Origin of the sequence: Paenarthrobacter sp. TYUT067 (assembly GCF_023656375.1) — a bacterium.
In the GTDB taxonomy this organism is placed as follows: Bacteria; Actinomycetota; Actinomycetes; order Actinomycetales; family Micrococcaceae; genus Arthrobacter.
The window spans coordinates 37,854-60,351 of sequence record NZ_JAMOIT010000005.1; the positions used below are offsets into that span (position 1 = coordinate 37,854).

General features: G+C 62.3%; 20 protein-coding genes and 1 tRNA gene. 12 read left to right on the top strand and 9 right to left on the bottom strand.

Annotation, left to right across the window (positions count from 1 at the left end):
• Positions 1-51: 51 nt before the first annotated feature.
• Positions 52-1,494: a PucR family transcriptional regulator gene (locus tag MOD31_RS05700; RefSeq protein ID WP_250820093.1), complete on the bottom strand. Its 1,443-nt coding sequence runs from the start codon at positions 1,492-1,494 to the stop codon at positions 52-54.
• A gap of 144 nt (positions 1,495-1,638) precedes the next feature.
• Between MOD31_RS05700 and MOD31_RS05705 the strand changes: the two genes are divergently transcribed.
• Entirely contained in the window at positions 1,639-3,069 is a 1,431-nt protein-coding gene (locus tag MOD31_RS05705) for a gamma-aminobutyraldehyde dehydrogenase (RefSeq protein WP_250820094.1), read from the top strand.
• A 59-nt stretch (positions 3,070-3,128) separates the two neighbouring features.
• Positions 3,129-4,484 carry a 4-aminobutyrate--2-oxoglutarate transaminase gene (gene gabT, locus MOD31_RS05710; RefSeq protein WP_142938274.1) on the top strand — a complete coding sequence of 452 codons (1,356 nt, stop codon included), beginning with the start codon at positions 3,129-3,131 and terminating at the stop codon, positions 4,482-4,484.
• 179 nt (positions 4,485-4,663) lie between these two features.
• On the opposite strand, the gene rarD is transcribed toward gabT, so the two are convergent.
• Positions 4,664-5,752 (bottom strand): EamA family transporter RarD, encoded by a 1,089-nt coding sequence (rarD, locus tag MOD31_RS05715; protein ID WP_166839812.1) that lies wholly within the window; start codon positions 5,750-5,752, stop codon positions 4,664-4,666.
• Between the two features lie 85 nt (positions 5,753-5,837).
• On the opposite strand from rarD, the gene MOD31_RS05720 reads away from it, so the two are divergent.
• The 6 genes from MOD31_RS05720 to MOD31_RS05745 all read left to right on the top strand — a co-directional run bounded on the left by MOD31_RS05720 (position 5,838) and on the right by MOD31_RS05745 (position 13,679).
• A complete protein-coding gene (locus MOD31_RS05720; protein WP_284705278.1) occupies positions 5,838-7,310 on the top strand; it encodes an FAD-dependent oxidoreductase in 1,473 nt (490 codons plus the stop codon).
• A 150-nt stretch (positions 7,311-7,460) separates the two neighbouring features.
• Positions 7,461-8,804, top strand: a complete 1,344-nt coding sequence (locus MOD31_RS05725; RefSeq protein WP_142938277.1) for a GAF domain-containing protein — start codon at positions 7,461-7,463, stop codon at positions 8,802-8,804.
• A gap of 96 nt (positions 8,805-8,900) precedes the next feature.
• The gene (locus tag MOD31_RS05730; RefSeq protein ID WP_142938278.1) at positions 8,901-10,424 is read left to right on the top strand and encodes an aldehyde dehydrogenase family protein; all 1,524 of its coding nucleotides are present in this window, start codon (positions 8,901-8,903) and stop codon (positions 10,422-10,424) included.
• 95 nt (positions 10,425-10,519) lie between these two features.
• A complete protein-coding gene (gene adhP / locus MOD31_RS05735) occupies positions 10,520-11,542 on the top strand; it encodes an alcohol dehydrogenase AdhP (protein ID WP_187697113.1) in 1,023 nt (340 codons plus the stop codon).
• Positions 11,542-11,958, top strand: a complete 417-nt coding sequence (locus MOD31_RS05740) for a DUF779 domain-containing protein (RefSeq protein ID WP_142938279.1) — start codon at positions 11,542-11,544, stop codon at positions 11,956-11,958. The genes adhP and MOD31_RS05740 overlap by 1 nt, the downstream gene beginning before the upstream one ends.
• A gap of 167 nt (positions 11,959-12,125) precedes the next feature.
• Positions 12,126-13,679, top strand: a complete 1,554-nt coding sequence (locus tag MOD31_RS05745) for an amino acid permease (RefSeq protein WP_223940689.1) — start codon at positions 12,126-12,128, stop codon at positions 13,677-13,679.
• Between the two features lie 183 nt (positions 13,680-13,862).
• On the opposite strand, the gene MOD31_RS05750 is transcribed toward MOD31_RS05745, so the two are convergent.
• From MOD31_RS05750 to MOD31_RS05765, 4 genes are all read right to left on the bottom strand, one after another.
• Complete coding sequence (locus MOD31_RS05750) at positions 13,863-14,498, bottom strand: DUF2461 domain-containing protein (RefSeq protein ID WP_223940688.1); 636 nt, start codon at positions 14,496-14,498, stop codon at positions 13,863-13,865.
• Positions 14,499-14,628: 130 nt separating this feature from the next.
• Positions 14,629-16,110, bottom strand: a complete 1,482-nt coding sequence (locus MOD31_RS05755) for a catalase (RefSeq protein ID WP_223940687.1) — start codon at positions 16,108-16,110, stop codon at positions 14,629-14,631.
• 14 nt (positions 16,111-16,124) lie between these two features.
• Positions 16,125-16,601, bottom strand: coding sequence for a Fur family transcriptional regulator (locus MOD31_RS05760; RefSeq protein ID WP_142938282.1), 477 nt, complete (start codon positions 16,599-16,601; stop codon positions 16,125-16,127).
• Between the two features lie 30 nt (positions 16,602-16,631).
• The gene (locus MOD31_RS05765) at positions 16,632-17,405 is read right to left on the bottom strand and encodes a hypothetical protein (RefSeq protein ID WP_250820095.1); all 774 of its coding nucleotides are present in this window, start codon (positions 17,403-17,405) and stop codon (positions 16,632-16,634) included.
• Positions 17,406-17,496: 91 nt separating this feature from the next.
• Here MOD31_RS05765 and MOD31_RS05770 point away from each other — a divergent pair, with 91 nt between their 5' ends.
• Positions 17,497-18,768: an MFS transporter gene (locus tag MOD31_RS05770; RefSeq protein WP_142938284.1), complete on the top strand. Its 1,272-nt coding sequence runs from the start codon at positions 17,497-17,499 to the stop codon at positions 18,766-18,768.
• Positions 18,769-18,968: 200 nt separating this feature from the next.
• The gene (gene htpX / locus MOD31_RS05775; RefSeq protein ID WP_142938350.1) at positions 18,969-19,838 is read left to right on the top strand and encodes a zinc metalloprotease HtpX; all 870 of its coding nucleotides are present in this window, start codon (positions 18,969-18,971) and stop codon (positions 19,836-19,838) included.
• Positions 19,839-19,917: 79 nt separating this feature from the next.
• Here the strand turns inward: htpX and MOD31_RS05780 are convergent, their stop codons facing one another.
• A complete protein-coding gene (locus MOD31_RS05780; RefSeq protein ID WP_017200185.1) occupies positions 19,918-20,409 on the bottom strand; it encodes a YajQ family cyclic di-GMP-binding protein in 492 nt (163 codons plus the stop codon).
• Between the two features lie 182 nt (positions 20,410-20,591).
• Between MOD31_RS05780 and MOD31_RS05785 the strand changes: the two genes are divergently transcribed.
• Together MOD31_RS05785 and MOD31_RS05790 are read left to right on the top strand one after the other, a co-directional pair.
• Positions 20,592-20,858 (top strand): hypothetical protein, encoded by a 267-nt coding sequence (locus tag MOD31_RS05785; protein ID WP_017200186.1) that lies wholly within the window; start codon positions 20,592-20,594, stop codon positions 20,856-20,858.
• A gap of 128 nt (positions 20,859-20,986) precedes the next feature.
• Positions 20,987-21,068: transfer RNA gene (locus tag MOD31_RS05790), tRNA-Tyr, on the top strand.
• A 245-nt stretch (positions 21,069-21,313) separates the two neighbouring features.
• Here the strand turns inward: MOD31_RS05790 and MOD31_RS05795 are convergent.
• Both MOD31_RS05795 and MOD31_RS05800 read right to left on the bottom strand, forming a co-directional pair.
• Positions 21,314-22,123: a potassium channel family protein gene (locus MOD31_RS05795; protein ID WP_142938285.1), complete on the bottom strand. Its 810-nt coding sequence runs from the start codon at positions 22,121-22,123 to the stop codon at positions 21,314-21,316.
• Positions 22,124-22,169: 46 nt separating this feature from the next.
• Entirely contained in the window at positions 22,170-22,391 is a 222-nt protein-coding gene (locus MOD31_RS05800) for a hypothetical protein (RefSeq protein WP_142938286.1), read from the bottom strand.
• Positions 22,392-22,498: the final 107 nt, after the last annotated feature.

Below are 22,498 nucleotides of genomic sequence, written 5' to 3' on the forward strand. Positions count from 1 at the left end.
CTAATGTCTAGAACTTTGTGGCGAACCTCTCCACGCTCACTACAGAGGGGACTACCGCGGGTTGCGCGAACCCAGCCGCTGCACGGCAAGGGCAAGCCATAGCTGCACCCGGTCTTGCGTCTGTGAGGGGTCGTAGCCCGTCAGTTCTGTGATTTGCGCCAAACGGTAACGCACCGTATTGCGGTGCAGGGTCAAGGCCTCGGCGACGGCGGCCACTGATCCGTTGTGGTTCAGGTAGCTTTCCAGTGTGGTCACCAGTTCGGCGCCGTGGGCGGCGTCGAACTTCCGCAGCGGCGTGAGGGACTCGCTGGCCATATCCGCCAAAGGAACATCCTCGCTGGCGAGCAACAGCGACGTCAGGCTCAGCCGTTCGGGTTCGTTGACCGGCAAGCCGTGCGCCACGGCGTCGCGCGCTTCAAAGTAGCTCCAGCGCAGGCCGTTTGGCTTCGTGTAGGCACCGCCGATGCCGATCACGGCGTGGATTCCGGCCTCCTGCAAGTGATCACTGAGGCTTTTGGCCAGAGCGGTGGCCGAGCTGCCGTCGTCGTTGATGACCGTGACCAGGTCCTTCCCGACGACGGCGCTCACGCCGGCTTCCAGCGCCTGGGGCAGGGAAATGCTGACCAGCTGCTTGTGGTGTGCGGTGGACTCCGCCACGAGCACCACGTTCTTCCTGGTGCTGTTGATGCCCACTCCAGCCAGGCGCCGGGCGGCCTCGATGCTCTCCAAAGTGCCGTGGATAACGTCGTCCAACACTTGCCCGGCCATGGCGCGCTGGGACTGGCGCTGCTTGACCATGTTGTTGAGCTCAACGCTGATGAGGTTCTGCGCGTAGCTGACTATCCCGGAGTCCACAAAAGGCTGCCTAAGCCACAGCGTGCAGGCATCCCTGCGGCCGGTGGGAATCGGATATGAAGCCCAGCCGTCCGCCGTCGGGGCCGGTTTCCCAGCCATGCTGTTGTAAAGCTGCGCGCTGAACTGGGTGAGCACCACGTCGGTGCGGAGCATGCTGCCCAATTGTTTGAGGAGCTCGTTCAGGCCGCCGCCGGTGAGGAGTGAGCGTGCCAGGATCTGGTGCCCGGCGAGGAGCCGCTCCAAGTTGGAGTAGTGGTCAGCCGAATGCGATTCCGCCACCAGTTTGCCGATGGCTATGAAGGGGGTCTCGTAGGGGACTTCCACCAGCGGTAAACCCCAGCGGTTGGCTTCGGCGATGAGGGCTTCCGGAACGGACTCGTGGGTGAGGCCGATGCCGAAGCCGATCCCCACCGCGCCGGCGCGCTGGGCCTGACGAACGAACCGCCGCTGGTCCGCGGCGCTCTTGAGGCGGAGCCCGGTGGTAAGGACCAATTCGCCGCCGCTGAGGAAGCGCTGGGGATCTTCCAGTTCTGTCACGGCAACCCAGCTGATGTCCTGGTTCCAGGTAGTTTCGGCAAGGCCGGCCTGGCGGAGTTTCAGGGAGGGGACAGCGACGAGCGAAGCGAGGGACATTGCCATGCTTTAAAGCGTAACCCGGCACTGGTCAAGCGCACTAAGCGGAGGGTTCTTGTGTGTGCAGCTGGCTATTCCTTGGTCCACCTCCCTGGCATAGGCTCTGATCAGCTAAACCCATGCCCAGACTCCGAAAGAGGGTTGCACACCGTGGTTCAAACCTTGCAGAACTTCATCAACGGCGAATTCGTTACGCCGGCAGGTACGGGTCTTCTGGACATCGTGAACCCCGCCACCGGGGACATCGTTGCCAAGTCGCCGATTTCGGTGCAGGAAGACGTGGACGCCGCCATGACTGCGGCCAACCAGGCCTTCAAGTCCTGGAAGAAGGCCACCCCGGGCCAGCGCCAGCTGATGCTCCTCAAGCTCGCCGACGCCGTGGAGGCCAACAGCGACGAACTGGTCGAAGCCCAGCACCGCAACACCGGACAGGTCCGCTCCCTGATCGCCTCAGAGGAAGTTGCCGCCGGCGCAGACCAGCTCCGCTTCTTCGCCGGCGCTGCCCGCATCATGGAAGGCAAGTCCGCGGGCGAGTACTTCGAGGGCCACACCTCTTACGTACGCCGCGAACCGATCGGCGTGGTGGCCCAGGTTGCTCCGTGGAACTACCCGTTCCTCATGGCCATCTGGAAGATCGGCCCGGCCCTGGCCGCAGGCAACACCATTGTCCTGAAGCCCTCGGACACCACCCCAGAATCCACCCTCGTGTTGGCACGTCTCGCCGGGGAGATCTTCCCGGCCGGTGTCCTCAACGTTGTCCTCGGCACCGGCGAAACCGGCGCCATGATGGTTGACCACAAGGTCCCCGGGCTGGTTTCCATCACCGGCTCCGTCCGCGCAGGCATCGCCGTGGCAAGCGGCGCAGCCAAGGGCCTCAAGCGTGCCCACCTGGAACTTGGCGGCAAGGCTCCGGCCATTGTGTTCAAGGACGCAGACATCAAGAAGAGCGCCGCGGCCATCGCCGAGTTCGCTTTCTTCAACGCCGGCCAGGACTGCACGGCCATCACCCGCGTTCTGGTGGAAGACTCCGTTCACGACGACGTCGTGGCAGCCATGGTCGAACACACCAAGACCCTGCACACCGGTTCGCAGAACGACGAAGACAACTACTTCGGCCCGCTCAACAACGTGAACCACTTCAACGCGGTCACGTCCGTGGTGGAGAACCTGCCGGCCAACTGCAAGATCGAGACCGGCGGCCACCGGGCAGGGGAGAAGGGCTTCTTCTTCGAACCCACCATCATCTCCGGCGCCAAGCAGACCGATGACATTGTGCAGAAGGAGACCTTCGGCCCGGTCATCACTGTCCAAAAGTTCAGCTCGGAAGAAGAAGCGCTGGAGCTGGCCAACGACGTCGAATACGCCCTGGCGTCCAGCGTCTGGACCACCGACCACGGCACGGCCATGCGCATGAGCCGCGACCTTGACTTCGGTGCAGTCTGGATCAACACCCACATCCTCCTGACGGCAGAGATGCCGCACGGTGGCTTCAAGCAGTCCGGCTACGGCAAGGACCTCTCCATGTACGGCGTTGAGGACTACACGCGCATCAAGCACGTCATGTCCGCACTCGATGCATAACCCGGCTGCATAGCGCAGCCGCGTAACCCGTACGAATTTCCCAGAAAGGCAACCACCCCATGACCACCACCGCGAACGAGCTCTCGTACCGCATCGAGCAGAAGCGCAACATCAACGGCACCTTCCCCGGCCCCAAGTCGCAGGCACTTGCCGAGCGTCGCGCCGCCGTCGTTGCTGCCGGAGTTGCGTCCGGCGTCCCTGTCTACGTTGAAGACGCCGACGGCGGAATCATCCGCGACGTCGACGGCAACTCCTTCATTGACCTCGGCTCAGGCATCGCCGTGACCAGCGTCGGCGCGTCCGATCCCGCCGTCGTCGCCGCTGTCCAGGAAGCTGCCACGCACTTCACCCACACCTGCTTCATGGTGACCCCGTACGAGGGCTACGTTGCAGTTGCCGAGCAGCTTAACCGCCTCACCCCGGGCGACCACGCCAAGCGCACCGTGCTGTTCAACTCCGGCGCTGAAGCCGTCGAAAACGCCGTCAAGGTTGCCCGCCTGGCCACCGGCCGCGACGCGGTCGTAGCCTTCGACCACGCCTACCACGGCCGCACCAACCTGACCATGGCACTGACTGCCAAGGCCATGCCGTACAAGACCAACTTCGGCCCGTTCGCGCCCGAGGTCTACCGCATGCCCATGAGCTACCCGTTCCGTGAAGAGAACCCGGAAATCACCGGTGCCGAGGCTGCCAAGCGCGCCATCACCATGATCGAGAAGCAGATCGGTGGCGACCAGGTTGCCGCGATCATCATCGAACCCATCCAGGGCGAAGGTGGCTTCATTGTTCCGGCCGAAGGCTTCCTCCCGGCACTGTCCGCATGGGCCAAGGAAAAGGGCATCGTCTTCATCGCTGACGAGGTCCAGTCCGGCTTCTGCCGCACGGGCGAGTGGTTCGCCGTTGACCACGAAGGTGTTGTCCCGGACATCATCACCATGGCCAAGGGCATCGCCGGCGGCCTTCCGCTCTCGGCCATCACCGGCCGCGCCGACCTCCTCGACGCCGTTCACCCCGGCGGCCTCGGCGGCACCTACGGTGGCAACCCGGTTGCCTGCGCCGCAGCACTCGCAGCCATCGACACCATGGAGCAGCACGACCTCAACGGTCGCGCCCGCCACATCGAAGAGCTCGCCCTGGGCAAGCTCCGCGAACTGGCTGAAGAAGTTTCCGTGGTTGGCGACATCCGTGGCCGCGGCGCCATGCTGGCCATCGAGCTCGTTCAGTCCGGCTCCAAGGAACCGAACGCCGAGCTCACCAAGGCTGTTGCGGCTGCTTGCCTCAAAGAAGGCGTCGTGATCCTGACCTGCGGTACGTACGGCAACGTGATCCGCCTGCTCCCGCCGCTAGTCATCAGCGACGAACTGCTGATTGACGGCCTGGAGGTTCTCGCGAACGCCATCAAGGCTCACGCGTAAGTTTTACCCACAAGCAGGGCCGGATCCATTCGTGGATCCGGCCCTGCTTGCTTTAACCGGTCGCGCTCTCACATCCCACCGGTCTTTCGGGATTGCTCTCTCACATCCTGCAGGTTTTTGGCGGTTCCTCTCTCAGCTTCCGCCGGGCACGGGTGGCGGGGGCCGACGGCGGCTCCGGGCTAGGCCGCGGCCGTTGCCTCGCGTCGGGCCTGCTTTTTCATGACGGAGTTCTTGCGCGTGGTCCGGAGCATGTCGATGGTCAGCAGGACCAGCGCCAACCACACCACGCAAAAGCCGATCCAACGGGCCGTGGTCATGGTTTCATGGAACACCGTCAGCGCCACAATGAACTGAAGGACCGGGGCAAAGTACTGCAGCAGCCCGATGGTGGTCATGGGCAGGCGGCGTGCGGAGGCACCGAAGAAGAGCAGCGGCACGGCGGTGATCACGCCCGAGGCCACCAGCAACCAGAAGTGGCCGGCGCCTTGGGTGGTGAGCGTTGCAGCGCCCGTCACGCCCAGGACAACCATGGTGATACCGGCGAGGGGAGCCAACACCACGGTCTCGACGCTGAGGCTGGTGAGGGCGTCAACCTTGGGTCCCACGCGCTTCTTGACGAAGCCGTAGAGGCCAAAGCTGAACGCGAGGATCAAGGCGATCCAGGGAAGCTGCCCGTAGGAGAACGTCAGCACCCCAACGGCCACGAACCCGATGCCCACAGCTGCCCACTGCAGGGGACGCAGCTTCTCCTTCAGGACGAAAACGCCAAGCAACACCGAAACCAACGGGTTGATGAAATAGCCCAGAGACGTCTCAACGGCGTGCCCGGTGGTGACACCAAAGGTATATGTCAGCCAGTTGATGGCAATCAGCACAGCAGCCAAGGCTAACGGGCCGAACACAGTGCGGTCCTTAACCGCAGCGCCGAAAACCCGCCAGGCCCGGGTGATGGTGATGAGCAGGGCACAGAAGATCAAGGACCACACGATCCGGTTGGCTACGATCTCGATGGCGCTGGCCGGCATCAGGACAAAGAAGTACAGCGGAAGCAGGCCCCACAGGCCGTAAGCGCCGATGCCGAACAGGATTCCCGCGGTCGACTCGCTCCTCACGGGCTTGCCGCCCGCTTTACCGGAACCGCCGGTGCCACCAACGCCGCCCCCGACTGTCGCCGTCGTTGGCTGGTTTGAAGAGGGTGGGTTGGCAGCTATCTGATCCGGAGTCGACACAATGTCGCCAACGCCACCTCCCCCCGCAATATTCCGCAATCTTTACTAATTTCTGTGACTCCTGCCATATAGGCGGCCCGGTGTGGGGTGGACATCTAGAATTGGAATCTGCGCGCCCCACACAATGGCGTGGCTCACTGCTTCGGAAGGGCTAACGGTGTCCAACTCAGCCGCAACAACCCCCAATCGTCCGCTTCGCGTCGCGATCGTCGGCGCGGGACCCGCAGGTGTGTACGCCGCGGACATCCTGACCAAATCCAATGAGGTCAAGGACGGGCAGGTGGAGGTCAGCATTGATCTCTTCGAGGCATATCCGGCGCCCTACGGGCTGATCCGCTACGGGGTGGCCCCGGACCACCCCCGGATCAAGGGCATCGTCAACGCACTGCACAAGGTCCTGGACCGCGGCGACATCCGTTTCCTGGGTAACGTGACCTACGGCAAGGACCTCACGCTCCACGATTTCCGTGCTTTCTACGACGCCGTGATTTTCTCTACCGGTGCCATCAAGGACGCAGACCTGAACATCCCGGGCGTCGGTATGGAGGGTTCTTTCGGGGGCGCTGACTTCGTGTCCTGGTACGACGGACACCCGGACGTTCCCCGCGACTGGCCGCTTGATGCCAAGGAGATCGCCGTGATCGGCAATGGCAACGTGGCTTTGGATGTGGCCCGGATGCTGGTCAAGCACCCTGAGGAACTCCTGGTCACGGAGATCCCGGACAATGTCTACGCCGGGCTGAAAAAGTCGCCGGTTACCGACGTCCATGTGTTCGGCCGTCGCGGCCCGGCCCAGGTGAAGTTCACGCCGTTGGAGCTTCGGGAGTTGTCCCACTGCAAGGACGTGGACATTGTCCTGTACCCGGAGGACTTCGAATTTGATGAGGCCTCCGATGAAGCGATCAAGACCAACAACCAAATCAAGACCATGGTCAACACCATGACCAACTGGCTGGTGGAGGAGCACGCAGAATCGGAGCAGCCTTCCTCCCGCCGCCTGCACTTGCACTTCCTGCACAGTCCCGTGGAGATTCTCGACTCACCTGAGACGCCCGGCAAGGTCTCCGGGATCAAGTTCGAACGCATGCAGCTGGATGGCACGGGTAACGTCAAGGGAACCGGGGAGTTCATTCAATACCCTGTCCAATCGGTCTACCGGGCAATCGGCTACCACGGTTCGCCGTTGGAAGAGCTGGAGTACGACTCCCGCCGCGGCGTCATACCGAACGACGGCGGTCGCGTCCTGGACTCCGATGGCAACCCGGTGCCGGGAATCTACGCCACGGGCTGGATCAAGCGCGGACCGGTGGGGCTTATCGGACACACCAAGGGCGATGCTTTGGAGACCATCGGCTTCCTCCTGGAGGACAGGCTCAATCTGCCCCCGGCGGAAAACCCGGACCCGCAAGCGATCATCGACCTCCTTGAAGAACGCGGGGTGGAATACACCACGTGGGAGGGCTGGAACAGGCTGGATGCCCACGAGGCCGCCCTGGGTGCTGCGTGGACCGGCAGTGACGGTGACGGTAACGGCGTGGTCCGCGAGCGCATCAAGGTTGTTCCGCGTGAGGAAATGATCCGGATCTCCCGCGGCTGACGAGGGAGTTTTTGTACAGCTGATGCCCTCATTCGACCACTTTGGGGGCCTTAGCTGTACAAAAACTCCAGCCCTGGAACTAGACTGCTGGGTACTGTCCCGCCCACCACACGTGCAGCGCACTGTTGTTGCGGACTATCAGGGAGTTCGATGAGGAATCCAGTCCATCCGCCCGTTCCAGGCAGCGATGCCGCGGAGCTGCTGCAGAAGCATGCCCTGGTTGGCCATGAACGCTTGGACTCCCTGCGCCTTGGAGCACCGGAGGACATTGTTGGATTACGCCGCTTGGTTCGTGAATCCTGGCAGCGTTCGGCAAACCTGCAGGCCAATCCGGACGTCCCCGAGGCGCCCCTCGCGATGGACCAGGATGAGCTGGAGGAGTACCGCCGGCAGCATCCCTTGGCCACCATCATGCCCGTCATTAAGAAGCTCCTGGTTCAGCCCAGCCATGACAGTGGCCTGCTGGTGGCGGTGGGTGACGACGTCGGCCGGCTTCTGTGGGTGGATGGTGATCCGGTGATGCAGCGCCGCGCTGAAGGCATGATGTTCGTGGCCGGTGCTGACTGGTCCGAGGCCTCCGTGGGCACCAGCGCACCCGGTACCGCACTTGCTTTGGACCGCAGTATCCAGATTTCGGGAGCGGAGCACTTCAAGCGCTCCGTGCATCCGTGGAGTTGCACGGCTGTTCCCTTCCACGATCCCGATTCGGGCGCTGTGCTGGGCGTTGTGGACATCACGGGCACTGAGACTGCCGTGGCGGCGCACACCCTTTCCCTGGTGGAGGCGACAGTTGCTGCCGCTCAGGCACAGCTGCGGATCGAGCGTCTTCAGCTTGCCGCAGCGGTCAAGGACAAACCTCGACGCCGGAGCGCGGCTGCCGCCTCCAGCCACGCGCTGTACCGGAACAGCCTGCAGCTGTTGGGCCGTGACCAGGCCTTGCTCAGCATCGATGGGCGGACGGTTTCCCTCTCTGCCCGGCACAGCGAAATCCTGGCCATCCTCAGCAGCCAGCCCGCCGGACTCAGTGCTGAAGACCTCTGCACGCAGCTGTATCCGGGGGATGGCTCTGCGGTGACCCTTCGCGCGGAGATGGTGCGGCTTCGCAAGGTCATCCAGGAGCTCAGCCCGGACGCGGTCCCCGGGTCCCGTCCTTACCGTCTGCCGGTTGAGCTCTTGCCCGATTCCGGCCAGGTGCTTAGCTGCCTTCAGCGCGGCGCCCACCGCATCGCCTTGGAAATCTACAAAGGTGCGCTCTTGCCACGTTCGGAGGCGCCCGGCGTCGTGCAGTTGCGCGAGCGGGTTTCGCACCTGCTGCGCGAAGCGCTGCTCAGCGACGGCAGCGTTGATTCGCTCCTCAAGTACGCTGAGCTGCCCGAGGCGAAGTACGACGTCGACCTCCGCCTTGCGCTCCTGAAGCTGCTGCCGCCTCGCTCGCCCAAGCGGGCCGCCGTCGTGGCAGACCTTGAGCGGATCGAAACGGAACTGAAAGCGTGAGCTGACTCACATGGTTGCAACGTAGCTGCAACCTCCCCGCTCCTAGGCTCGGATCAATGGCGACAGCCACCGTGATTCGCAGCAAAGGAGCTAGCAATGACTGTTTACGCACAGCCGGGTGCCGAGGGTTCGAAGGTCACGTTCAAGGACCGTTACGAGAATTGGATCGGCGGCGAGTGGGTGGCCCCTGTCAAGGGCGGCTACTTCGAGAACATCACCCCTGTTACGGGCAAGGCTTTCTGCGAAGTTGCCCGCGGCACTTCCGAGGACATCGAGCTGGCACTGGACGCCGCCCACAAGGTTGCACCCTCGTGGGGCAAGACGTCCGCCACGGAACGCGCAGCCATCCTGAACAAGATCGCGGACCGCATCGATGAGAATGTGGAGCTCCTCGCGGTCGCTGAAACGTGGGACAACGGCAAGCCCGTCCGTGAGACCCTCAACGCTGACATCCCGTTGGCGGCGGACCACTTCCGCTACTTCGCCTCTGCCGTTCGTGCGCAGGAAGGCCACCTCTCCCAGCTGGACGAGGACACCACGGCCTACCACTTCAAGGAGCCGCTGGGTGTGGTGGGCCAGATCATCCCGTGGAACTTCCCCATCCTCATGGCAGTCTGGAAGCTGGCGCCGGCGCTGGCAGCGGGCAACGCCGTGGTGCTCAAGCCAGCTGAGCAGACGCCCACGTCAATCCTGGTTCTCATGGAACTCATCGGTGATCTCCTCCCGGCAGGTGTGGTGAACGTGGTGAACGGTTTCGGCGTTGAAGCCGGCAAGCCGCTCGCCTCCAGCTCGCGGATCCGTAAGATCGCCTTCACCGGCGAGACCACCACGGGCCGGCTGATCAGCCAGTACGCCTCCAACAACCTCATCCCGGTCACCCTGGAACTGGGCGGCAAGAGCCCTAACATCTTCTTCGACGACGTCGCTGACCAGAACGATGCTTTCTACGACAAAGCCCAGGAAGGCTTCACGCTTTTTGCCTTCAACCAAGGTGAAGTCTGCACCTGCCCCTCACGGGCACTGGTCCAGGAGGGCATCTACGATTCCTTCATGACGGACGTCGTGGCCCGGACCAACAAGATCATCCAGGGCAACCCGTTGGACACCGAGACCCAGGTTGGAGCCCAAGCATCCAATGACCAGCTGGAGAAGATCCTGTCCTACATCGATATCGGAAAGCAGGAAGGTGCCAAGCTGCTCACCGGTGGCGCCCGGGCGGAGCTGTCAGGCGACCTGGCCGGCGGCTACTACGTCCAGCCCACCATTTTCGAAGGCCATAACCGGATGCGGATCTTCCAGGAGGAGATCTTCGGCCCGGTAGTGTCCGTCACCAAGTTCAGCGACTATAACGACGCAATCGGCATCGCCAACGACACCCTCTACGGACTGGGCGCCGGTGTCTGGTCGCGCAACGGAAACGTGGCCTACCGCGCAGGCCGGGAAATCCAGGCCGGCCGTGTGTGGGTCAACAACTACCACGCCTACCCGGCAGGTGCCGCTTTCGGCGGCTACAAGTCCTCAGGTATTGGCCGTGAGAACCACGCCATGATGCTGGACCACTACCAGCAGACCAAGAACCTCCTGGTCAGCTACAACGAGAACAAGCTGGGCTTCTTCTAAGAGTTTTTGTACAGCAGATGCCCTTATTGAGCGTTCTTAGGGGCATCAGCTGTACAAAAACTTCCACTATTCGTATAGATCAAAGGAGATCGTCAATGACTACAACCATGCGAGCTGCAGTAGTTACGGAATTCGGAACCGACCTTACGGTCAAGGATGTTGAACGCCCGACGCCGGGGCCAGGCCAGGCGCTGGTCCGTCTCATAACGTCGGGGGTATGTCATACCGACCTGCACGCCGCCGAAGGCGACTGGCCGGTCAAGCCGACGCCACCGTTTATCCCAGGCCATGAAGGTGTGGGAGAAGTAGTGGCCCTCGGGGAAGGCGTCACGGATGTCGCCGTGGGCGACCTCGTAGGGAATGCCTGGTTGTGGTCTGCCTGCGGGGACTGCCAGTACTGCCGGACCGGCTGGGAAACCCTGTGCGAGTCCCAGCAGAACGGCGGCTACAGCGTGGACGGCTCGTTCGGGGAGTACATGCTGGTGGATACACGCTTTGCGGCGCGGATTCCCGAGGGCTCGGACCCCGTTGAAGTTGCTCCGGTGCTGTGTGCTGGAGTCACTGTGTACAAGGGCCTGAAGATGACAGAGACCAGGCCCGGCCAGTGGGTCACCATCTCCGGCATCGGCGGTCTGGGACACATCGCCGTGCAGTACGCGGTGGCCATGGGCCTGCGGGTAGCCGCGGTGGACATTGCCGATGACAAGCTGGCTCTGGCACGTGAGCACGGCGCCGAACTGACGGTCAATGCCTTGCACGAGGATCCGGCGGAAGTCATCCAGCGCGAAACAGGCGGCTGCCACGGTGTCTTGGTGACCGCAGTCCACCCCTCTGCATTCGGCCAGGCGATCGGCATGGCACGGCGTGGTGGAACCATCGTCTTCAACGGCTTGCCTCCGGGAGACTTCCCTGCGCCGATCTTCGAGATCGTCCTCAAGGGACTGACCGTCCGGGGCTCCATTGTGGGCACGCGGCAGGACCTTGAAGAAGCATTGGAGTTCTATGCCCAGGGAAAGATCAAGCCCACAGTCTCAACAAGGGAACTCTCCGAGGTCAACGCTGTGTTTGACGAGATGAAGCACGCCAAGATCGACGGCCGCGTGGTGCTGAAGTTCTGATGAACAACATCAGCGTAGAAGCCGCGGTGACGCTACCCGGGGAAAATTTCTCCCGGGTGGCGCTCACCGCGGTGTCCGTGGACCTGCTCCGCAAGCTCTGGAAGCAGCACGGGCCGCTCATGTTCCATCAGTCCGGTGGCTGCTGCGATGGATCCGCCCCTATGTGCTTTCCGGCGGGGGAGTTCGTGACAGGCGATTCCGACGTTCTCCTCGGCAGGTTCGATATCGGCACCGGAGGAGAGCCGCAGCCGCTCGAGTTTTGGATGTCCAAGGAACAGTTCAATTACTGGTCCCACACCCACCTGACCGTGGATGTCGTCAACGGCCGAGGCAGTGGTTTCTCGGTTGAGTCACCCGAGGGCAAGCGATTCCTGATTCGTTCCACCCTCATGGACTGGGATGTGCCTAGCATCTAGGGCCAGATAGCTGGTGTGACGGGGGTTACCGGACCTCCGTCACATCAGTCCCACCGGCCCCGCCTTTCACAAGCCGTCTCACTATCTGGGATAAATATGGTCGTCCATTGGCCGGACACTATTCTTGATGAGTCCTATACCACTCCCATCCAGAATGTGGCATTTTTATGAACATTTTCAGGACCAAGTCGATCGAGCAGTCGATCGCCGATGCCGATGAGCCCGGGCGTAAGCTGAAGCGCAGCCTCAGTACCTGGGACCTGATGATCATGGGCGTCGCCGTTGCTGTCGGCGCCGGTATCTTCTCCGTCGGTGCCAAGGCTGCTGCAAACTTTGCCGGCCCGGCCGTCACCATCTCGTTTGCCATTGCCGCTGTCACGTGCGCTTTGGCCATCATGTGCTACGCCGAGTTCGCCACGGCGATCCCCGTTGCAGGCTCCGCCTACGTCTTCACTTATGCCACTATGGGCGAGGTCCTGGCTTGGATCATCGGCTGGAACCTCATCCTTGAACTCTTCACCGCCGCTGCCGTGATCGCCAAGTACTGGGGTATCTACCTCAGTACGGTCTTTGGCCTGATGGGCGTGGAGATGCCGCCGTCATTCCAAGTGGCTGGTGTGGACCTCTACTGGGGTGCCTTCCTGATTGTTGCGATCTTCACGGTCCTGCTGGTGCTGGGGACAAAGTTGTCCGCACGTGTTGGCAACATCTTCACCCTGATCAAGATCGCCGTGGTGCTCTTCGTGATCGTTGTTGGCTTCAGCTACGTGAAGTTCTCCAACTACACGCCGTTCATTCCCGCCTCGGAGCCCACCGAATCCGGCGCCGCTGACGTCATGAAGCAGTCCTTCTTCGGCTTCCTCACCGGCGCTGCTCCCGCCCAATACGGAACCCTCGGCGTCTTCGCCGGTGCAGCCCTGGTGTTCTTTGCCTTCATCGGCTTTGACGTGGTGGCAACCTCGGCGGAAGAAGTCAAGAACCCGCAGAAGACCCTTCCCCGCGGCATTTTCGGTGGGCTCGCAGTGGTCACGCTTCTCTACATTTTGGTCTCCCTGGCGCTGACGGGAATGGTTTCCTACACGCAATTGGCCGAGGTGAAGAACCCCACCCTGACCACGGCTTTTGAGGCCGTGGGTAACACTGATGCTGCCAAGATCATCGCGTTTGGCTCCCTGGTGGGCCTGACCACCGTGATTATGGTGCTGCTCATGGGCCTGTCCCGTGTGGTCCTTGCTATGAGCCGCGACGGACTCCTGCCGCGTTCTCTGTCCAAGACCAGCGACAAACGCTCCACGCCGGCCCGCCTGCAGATCATCTGTGGCGCAGCAGTGGCCATTGTGGCTGGCGTAACCAAGGTGGACTTGCTGGAGGAAATGATCAACATCGGGACGCTCTCTGCGTTCGTGATGGTGAGCCTGGGCATCCTGGTGCTCCGCAAGAAGCGCCCGGACCTGAAGCCTGCCTTCCGTGTCCCGTTCGGCAAGGTCCTGCCCTGGGTCTCCGCAGTACTCTGCTTCTACCTCATGACCAACCTCGCCGTTGAAACCTGGATCTTCTTCGCCATCTGGCTGGTCATCGGCATGGGCATCTACTTCGCTTACGGCCAGCGCCACTCGCGGCTGAACGAGAAGTTCGCTGTAGCCAAGGCCTCTGTCAACAACAGCCCGGAAGGCCGCCAGGGCAAGGGCGACGAGGACGAGGATACCTTCACCAAGGTATAGACCAATGTGAGCAGCTTGTCAGACAGCTGCCTGATACAGCTGTACCAGTCGTCTAAATAGCTCTCTAGGCGCCCGGGAACCATCGGTTTACGAACCATCGGTCTCCGGGCGCTTTTGCGTGGCGGCGGCAGCAGCGCCGGCATCGGTTCGCGCCGGCATCGGTTCGCGCCCGCCTCGCCTCGGCTACGGCGCTGCATGCTCACCCACCCATTCAACCAGCGGCCTCAGCACTTCCCACCGGGCAGCAATCTCTTGACAGGCTGCGGACGTGGACACCCACTCCGGTTGGCCCACCTCTACGCCCGCTGACAAGGACTTGTGCTTGAGAAGCTCGGCCCGTGGATGGTCCTTATCGAAACCTCGCGGAACGGTCTTGAGTCTCTCACCTTCAATGGCGAAACCTGCCGCCGCCACCGCATCCACAATCTTCTGGAGCTCCAACCCGCTCTCAGGGGCGTCCACTGCAGCCCGGAAACGTGCCAGTTGCGCCGGAGTGTGGGAGTGGTAGCCGCCGCCGATCAGCAGGCCGTCGGCGCTGATCTGCAGATAGAAGCCCACGCCCTCCTGCCCGGCAGCAAAAGCCCCTTGAGCTGTCTTGTACGGGGACTTGTCCTGGGAAAACCTGACGTCCCTGTTCGGCCGAAAGATCTTTGCCGGCCCGAACTCCGGCTCCAGCTCCGAAAGGAGCGATACCAGCGGTTGCTTCACCTCGGCGTCGTACGTTGTTTTGTGTTCCAGCCACCACTCACGGTTGTTGTTCTCTTCAAGCTCGGCGTAGAAACGGAATGCGGCGGTAGGGATGCCTTCAAATGTGGTCATAGAAGGATCCTAGGGACGGCAACGTCTGCCCAGCCATAGCCTGGGTGGGCTATGTGGAAAACAAAAGAACACCCCGCCGCGGAGAAGATCCGCAGCGGGGTGTTCTGGAAAGCACTAGAGCAAAAGACGCTTAGACCTTGTTGGCTGCTTCGGCGTCGGACTCGGTCTGGCCTGCACCGAGGTTGGCACGGAGCTTGGCGCCAAGATCGGAGTCGACGTTGGTCCAGTACTGGATGGCGCGTTCCTTGATGTCGGCGTTCTTCACGCCGCCAACAGCACCGGTGATGGTGTCCAGGAGGCGGGCCTTTGCGGCGTCGTCGTAGACCTCGCGGTACAGGGTCCCGGCCTGGCCGAAGTCGTCGTCCTCAGCGTGCAGGGTGTGGGCGGAGAGGGTGAGCTCGCCGTCGTTCTCCCAGCCGCCAGCCGGTGAAGTCGGCTCAACAGCAGCCGGGCCACCCACCGAGTTCGGTGCGTACACCGGGGTGGAGGGGGAATTGAACAGGAAACGACCCTGGCCGTCCTGGCTGTAGTTGTTGACCTGGTTCTTCGGCTGGTTCACCGGGATCTGAGCGTGGTTGGTGCCCACGCGGTAGCGGTGTGCGTCTGCGTAGGAGAAGATGCGGGCCTGCAGCATCTTGTCCGGGGAAGCGGCGATGCCCGGTACGAAGTTCGACGGCGCGAAGGTGGCCTGCTCGATCTGCGCGAAGTAGTTCTCCGGGTTCTTGTTCAGCTCCATGGTGCCCACGTGGATCAGCGGGTAGTCAGAGTGCGGCCACACCTTGGTGAGGTCGAACGGGTTGAAGCGGTACGTCTTGGCATCCTCGTACGGCATGACCTGGACGTGCAGTTCCCAGGAGGGGAAGTTGCCATCGGCAATGTTCTCCTGGAGGTCGCGGATGTAGAAGTCCGCGTCCGAACCGGCGAGTTCTTCGGCCTGGTCGCCCGTGATGGTCTTGACGCCCTGGTTGGACTTGAAGTGGTACTTGACCCAGAAACGCTCGCCGGCGGCGTTGATCCACTGGTAGGTGTGCGAGCCGTAGCCCTGCATTTCACGCCAGGAAGCCGGGAGGCCGCGGTCGCCCATAAGCCAGGTGACCTGGTGAGCGGACTCGGGGGAGAGGGTCCAGAAGTCCCACTGCATGTCAGCGTCACGCAGGTGGCTGCCCGGGAGGCGCTTCTGGGAGTGGATGAAGTCCGGGAACTTGATGCCGTCGCGGATGAAGAAGACGGGGGTGTTGTTGCCAACGAGGTCGTAGTTGCCCTCGGAGGTGTAGAACTTCACGGCGAAACCGCGGGGGTCGCGCCAGGTATCGGGAGAACCGTTCTCGCCTGCGACGGAGGAGAAACGGATCAGCATGTCCGTCTCGACGCCCGGCTGAAGGAAAGCTGCCTTGGTGTAGGCCGAAACGTCCGAGGTGGTCTTGAACGTACCGAAAGCGCCGCCGCCCTTGGCGTGCACTACGCGCTCCGGCACCCGCTCGCGGTTGAACTGCGCAAGCTTTTCCACCAGGTAGTGGTCGGTGAGGATGATGGCACCGTCAGCGCCGACGGACTTCGAGTGCGCGTCGGAGGTAACGGGGGCACCTGACTGAGTTGTTGAAATGGCAGTCATTGTTCTCCTTTTTCTTATTTCTGAGTTACGGAAGTTACGGGAAGCTGTTGTTTGGACTGGCAGTCCTGGCAGATGCCTTGGTACAGGACATCTGCGATCTGGATGGTCATGGGCTTGGAATTCTCATCCCAGTGCGGGGTGAGGCATGGAGCATGGCCCACGGCGCAATCCACGTCCTCCACCTTTCCGCAGCTGATACAGACGGCGTGATGGTGGTTGTCGCCCACGCGGGTCTCGTATAGAGCAGGGGAGTGCGGCGGTTCAAAGCGGCGCAGCATCTGCAGGTCCGTGAGGTCGCTGAGCACAACATAAACGGACTGCGCCGTCAGTTCAGGAAGCTCTGTGCGGGCAGCGGCAAGAATGCCTTCTGCCGGGGAGTGCGGATGGTGCTGGACTGCGGCGAGCACTGCCAGCCGCTGTTTTGTCACACGCCGGCCGTGGGCATGCAGGGCGGCTGCCCATTCTGCTTGCTCGGCTGTGTGATCTGTCATGCACTCATTGAAACACTTATTTTGAGGAGTTCACAATAAGGCAAGGCTAACTTCTGGTGAACTCATCAGCGCTTCCAGCGGATTGGCTTCCTCTGCCGCGGATCGGCCCAGCGCATGGACCCGCAGCGGACTACCTGCTGTCTCCGATTCCAGTGCCAGGCAGCTGAATCCGCTCAGACCCCCGCTCAAGGGAAGCTCAGCCAAGGCGGCCGCCATGGCCAGCAACTCCGCCGGCAAAACATCACGGACCAGCGCCACCGCCCGGACAGGCTCAATCACTGTGTGGTGGGGTCCTGCTTGCACCGCCCGCACCAGCGGACCGGGAATAGTGGAAGGCTCGACGGCGTCGCCCGCCCCCGGCTCAGAACTCATGGCGGCTTCTGGCCGCCTCCGCCGCAGCGCCTCACGGACGGCGGCATCGGTAGCTTCCAAGTGATCAGGCTCCCCGAGACGACGGTGGGCCGGCAACGAAAGCTGAGCCCCCGGCGTCGTGGTCTCTCCGTCCCAGCGCCCGAACAGATGGAACGTAGGTGTTGAAGACTCAGCCACAGGCTCGCCGATGGCGGAGCCCAGCGGATGCCAACGGTGGGCGAACATCACAGCGTAGCGGGTTGCCCCCAACACGTCATGGAGTGCTGCGCGCACAAGGTTGTGGCAGAAAAGCCAGTCGGACGCTGATGCATGGGCGAATTCGGTGGCAGGGTCAGACAACCGGATCAGGATGTGCCCGGCCGTGAGGGGGTGGCGCGGCCGGGCTATTTCCCAAAACCCCGAACGGTACAGCAATCGTCGCTCCAAGCCCATGTCAACTCCTTCCCCGGGGTGAGCCTACCAAGCGTTACCGAAGGCGGGGAGAGTTACGGGAGGTTGCCTCAGGGGTAGTTAGGGTAAGACGGTGGCGAAACTATTGGCAGATATCACCCCTTTGAAGGAGAGCCCGGCTTTTCGGCGGCTCTGGCTGGGGGCCTCGGTAGCTGCCATAGGAACCCAATTGACCTTGGTGGCCGTTAGCCTGGAGGTCTACCGGCTCACACAGGAGAGCTTCTACGTGGGCCTCCTGGGCATCTTTGCGCTGGTGCCCTTGGTCATCGCCGGGCTTTACGGAGGCTCCGTTTCGGACGCCTACGATCGCCGCAAAGTTGCCCTCGTTGCTTCGCTTGTCCTATGGGCCACCACGGCCGCCCTGGCCTTGCAGGCGTGGCTGGAAATCGGGAACATCTGGCTCCTTTATGCGCTGGTGGCCGTACAAAGCGGCGCCCAAGGCATCAACGGCCCGGCCCGCAGTGCCATCATTCCGCTCCTGGTCCGCAAGGATCTGCTTCCCGCGGCCAATGCCCTGAGCATGCTGACATTCGGCCTGTCCATGACAGCCGGGCCGCTTCTGGCAGGTGTCCTGGTGGCAACCATTGGATTCGGATGGACGTACACCATTGACGTCATCAGCTTCACCTTCGCTTTGTGGGGGCTTTTCAAACTCCCGCCCCTACCGCCTTCCAAAGACGCTGTGCGGCCAGGGCTCCGCTCCGTGGTGGAGGGATTCCGGTTCCTGGGGACGCGGCCTAATGTTCGCATGACGTTCATCATCGACCTCATCGCCATGATCTGCGCCCAACCCCGGGCCTTGATGCCGGCCATCGGGGCAGTAATGATCGGCGGAGGCGAAACCACGGTGGGTGTTCTGCTTGCCTCAACAGCCGTGGGTGCTTTCCTGGCCGGGCTCTTTTCAGGGCCCCTGGGGAGAGTCCGCAAGCAGGGCAGCGCCGTGGTGTGGTCGGTGATCGGCTGGGGCGCGTCCATTGCCGGTTTTGGGCTGGTGGTGCTGCTGGCCGGCGACTCAGGGAAGGGTGGCGTCACCGCCTGGCTGATCCCCGCCGCGCTGTGTTGCGCCCTCGCAGGGATCTCGGACTCCATTAGCGCCGTCTTCCGTACCACCATCCTCCAGTCAGCCACGCCGGACCACATGAGGGGGCGGCTTCAGGGTGTGTTCATCGTGGTGGTGGCCGGAGGTCCCCGAGTGGGGGACATGCTGGCCGGCGGTGTCACCCAGTTCCTGAGTGAAGGCGGAGTGTTGCTCCTTGGGGGACTTCTCTGCATAGTCCTGGCCTGGGTGGCTTCGCGAATGCAGCCCGGATTCGTCGCCTACGACGCCAAGCATCCGGTGCCCTAGGCCACCAGGCTCACGCCTTGGCGTCCGGGCCCCTTCGCGTAGCCCCTTTGCGTTGTGAGGCCAGCTCTGCCGGGTTTCGGGGACGTTTACCCTGCGTAGCGGGCCCCGCAACGTAGGCTGACAACGGAACACGACGGCCGCCGTCGGCGTTAATCCGTACAGAACCCCTGCCACAGCCGAGGAAAGTGACCAGATCTACCGTGCATAAACACAACAATGGACTCAAGACCGCGGCGCTCTTTGGTGTGCTGTGGGCGGTGTTGTTGGGTTTGGGCGCCATCATCGCGGCCGGGACGCGCAGTACCACGCCCATCTGGATCATGGCGTTGATCGGTGTGGGAACCACTGCTTATGGCTACTGGAACAGCGACAAGATCGCCATACGCTCCATGGCCGCCTACCCGGTCACCGAGGCGCAGGCACCGCAGCTCTACCAGATTGTTCGGGAGTTGTCCGCGCGTGCCAACAAACCCATGCCCCGCATCTACCTTTCACCCACCATGACGCCCAACGCCTTCGCCACCGGCCGCAATCCCAAGAACGCTGCCGTGTGCTGCACCGAGGGGATCCTCCATCTGCTGGATGCCCGTGAACTCAGGGGCGTCCTGGGTCATGAGCTGATGCACGTGTACAACCGCGACATCCTCACTTCGTCGGTAGCTGCGGCCGTGGCCGGCGTCATCACTTCCGTGGGCCAGATGCTGCTGATCTTCGGCAGCGGCGACCGGCGCAACGCCAACCCGCTGGCCACCATCGCCATGGCCCTGCTCGCGCCATTCGCAGCGTCGCTGATCCAGATGGCGATATCCCGCACCCGCGAATTCGACGCCGATGAGGACGGCGCGGAGCTCACCGGCGATCCGTTGGCGCTCGCCTCAGCTCTGCGCAAGATCGAATCCGGCGTCACCCAGTTGCCGCTCCCGCAGGACCAGCGGCTGGTCAACGCCTCACACCTGATGATCGCCAACCCGTTCCGCGGTGGTGGCATGCGGCGTATGTTCTCTACGCATCCGCCCATGAAGGAACGGATCAACCGACTGGAACGGATGGCCGGGCGACCGCTTTTGTAATTGGCATAAACGTCGCTGGCCCGCTTTTCCGTGGTTGAACAACCACGGAAAAGCGGGCCAGCGACGTTTTAAGAGGGGACTAGCTGCGGAAGTTTACAAACTGCAGGTCAGCCTCTTCGAACTTCTTGAGGATGTTCATGGTCTCCTGCAGGTCATCACGCGACTTGGAGGTGACGCGGAGTTCGTCGCCCTGGATCTGGGACTTGACGGACTTGGGGGCCTCATCGCGGATGATCTTGTTGATCTTTTTGGCGATGTCCTGGGCGATGCCTTCCTTGATGGTGCACTCCAGGCGGAACTCCTTGCCGGAAGGGAAAGGTTCGCCCTGGTCGAGGGACTTCAGGGAGATGCCGCGCTTGATGAGCTTGGACTGGAAGACATCCAGGACAGCCAGGACGCGGTCCTCGGAGTTGGCCTTCATGAGGATCTTCTCGCCGCTGAAGTCGATCTCAGCGCCGACGCCCTTGAAGTCGTATCGCTGCGCAATTTCCTTCTGGGACTGGTTCAGCGCGTTGGCAACCTCTTGCTTGTCTACTTTGCTTACGACGTCGAATGTGGATTCGCCTGCCATGACTCTCCTTAGGTTGGGGGGCCTGTGAGGGCGGGTTGGTCTGGCATCCAGCCTAGTACGGAAGGCGTCGGTTGGGGCCGGGCAGTTCATTCACAGTTCGCTCACAGCGCATGCAGGGTTGGAACAGAGGCGGGCGGTTGAGAGTTGAACCAGTTGGAAGAACGCATCCACGGAGGATCAGCATGAGCAGCAAGGCCGTCCAATCCATCAGCAAGTCCGCTTCTGCAGCAGCAGGGTCCATTGGCACGGCCGCAGTCGCCGCAGCAAGTGCTGTAGCCGCAGCAGCTGTGGCGGCGTCGATTGTTCTGAGTCCGGTTCCCGATGCTGCCTCCCGTATGGACGGAGTGCATGCGGACTTGCTGCGCGCTGTGCAGCTCAACCAGATCACTGCCGAGCAGGCCGAAAAGTTCGAGGCCAAACTGGCCGGAAGGATCCTCGGCGAAGCATGAAATCCCGCGAAATCCCGGGCGTCAGACGCCGATTAGATTCTTCGCCGAAAGTTCTGTAAGGTTGTCTCTGCCTTCGGTTACCGGATCTAAATGAAACGGTCTCCGGAAGTGATCTTCTTTTGAAGTTCGGCAGATTACCCGAGCGGCCAAAGGGGGCTGACTGTAAATCAGCTGGCAACGCCTACGGGGGTTCGAATCCCTCATCTGCCACCCAAGGAAAATCCCCGGAACCACTGGTTCCGGGGATTTTTTGTGTGCCCACGAGTAGTTTTGGCTTCTTGATACCGCTTCGCCCAGGGAGGCGCCCTAGGAGGGTGTGCGGCTACCACCCACTTTGATTGCACTAACCCTGCAACACGCAGGAATGCGGGGCGTGTCGCAATACCCGGGTCGCAAAGTAGGTGGTGACGGTACGGGGGATAGGGCCCGACGCCGGATAGGGCCTGACGCCGGGACTAAGCCTCGCGCTCCGGCCCGCGTTCTGCAGCCGGCCTGAGTTCCGTGGCCTGCCTGACTTCGGTGGCTTGCCGGAGCTCGGCGATCTCCATCCGCAGCGCGGCGATCTCCGTCACGAGGTCCGCCATCTCGGCGCGGACCGGTTCCTCGGCAGCTGCGGCCTTGACTTCCGCTGCTGCGGCCACCTCCTCGGCATTCTCCTCGATTCGTTGCAGGAGCCAGGAGGCAATGGACGCCGTGACCATACCCAGGACCGCGATCCCGCTCATCATCAGGGCGGCAGCCACCATCCTGCCGATGGGAGTTACTGGGTAGAGGTCTCCGTAGCCCACGGTGGTGATAGTGGTGATGGCCCACCAAGCGGCGTCTCCGAAGGTGAGAATTTTGGCGTCGGGCGCGTTCTGCTCAACGTCCAGCACGGCCAGGGCTCCGATGAGGATCAGCATCGCGGCTGCGCCGGCAACATAGGTGGCCACACGCCCGCGCAGTGTTTCGCCCACGGTGCGCTGCAGGACGGAGAGCAGCGTGACCAGCCTCAGAAGGCGGAGGGGGCGGAAGAAGGGGAGTATCACGATCAGAAGTTCGTGGAGATTCCAGAGGAACCACCGCATGCGGTCCTCGGCAAGCCAAAGATTAGCGAAGTAATCCACCGCGAAAATTCCCCACGTGATCCACAGAACCACTTCGAAGGGGATTGCCTCGGCCCCGCTGACGCGACCGATGACCTGCCACGCGTAAGCCGTGAGAAAAATCAATGCGGTGGCCATGAGGGGCCATTCAACCAGGTCCCTGTATCGCGCTTGAGTCATACGGGAATACTAGCCACAGCGAGCGCCCTGTCTTGACGGGGCGGGATCAGGCGGCCGGCGTCTCCAGCCAGTAGCCGTCCAAGTGGTGCACCAGTTGGCGCCCCAAGCCACCCTTGAGCTGGATCCACAGGGTACTGCGATCGTCGGTCATGCCATCGATGGTTCCCTCGATCCGGTTGCCGCGGGCATCCTGGAGGACCACGTGCTGGTGGCGGGAAAGTTCGGGCCAAACGTCGCCTTGCGGCCTGACGGTTTGCAGCGTGCTCATAGGGGTCCCCCTTGTATCTTCCATCAATATGAGTTTCAGACATTATTCACGTCTTTGATGAACCGGCGGTAAACGTTAGACATAAACCTGCTGCGCCCATGAAAAGG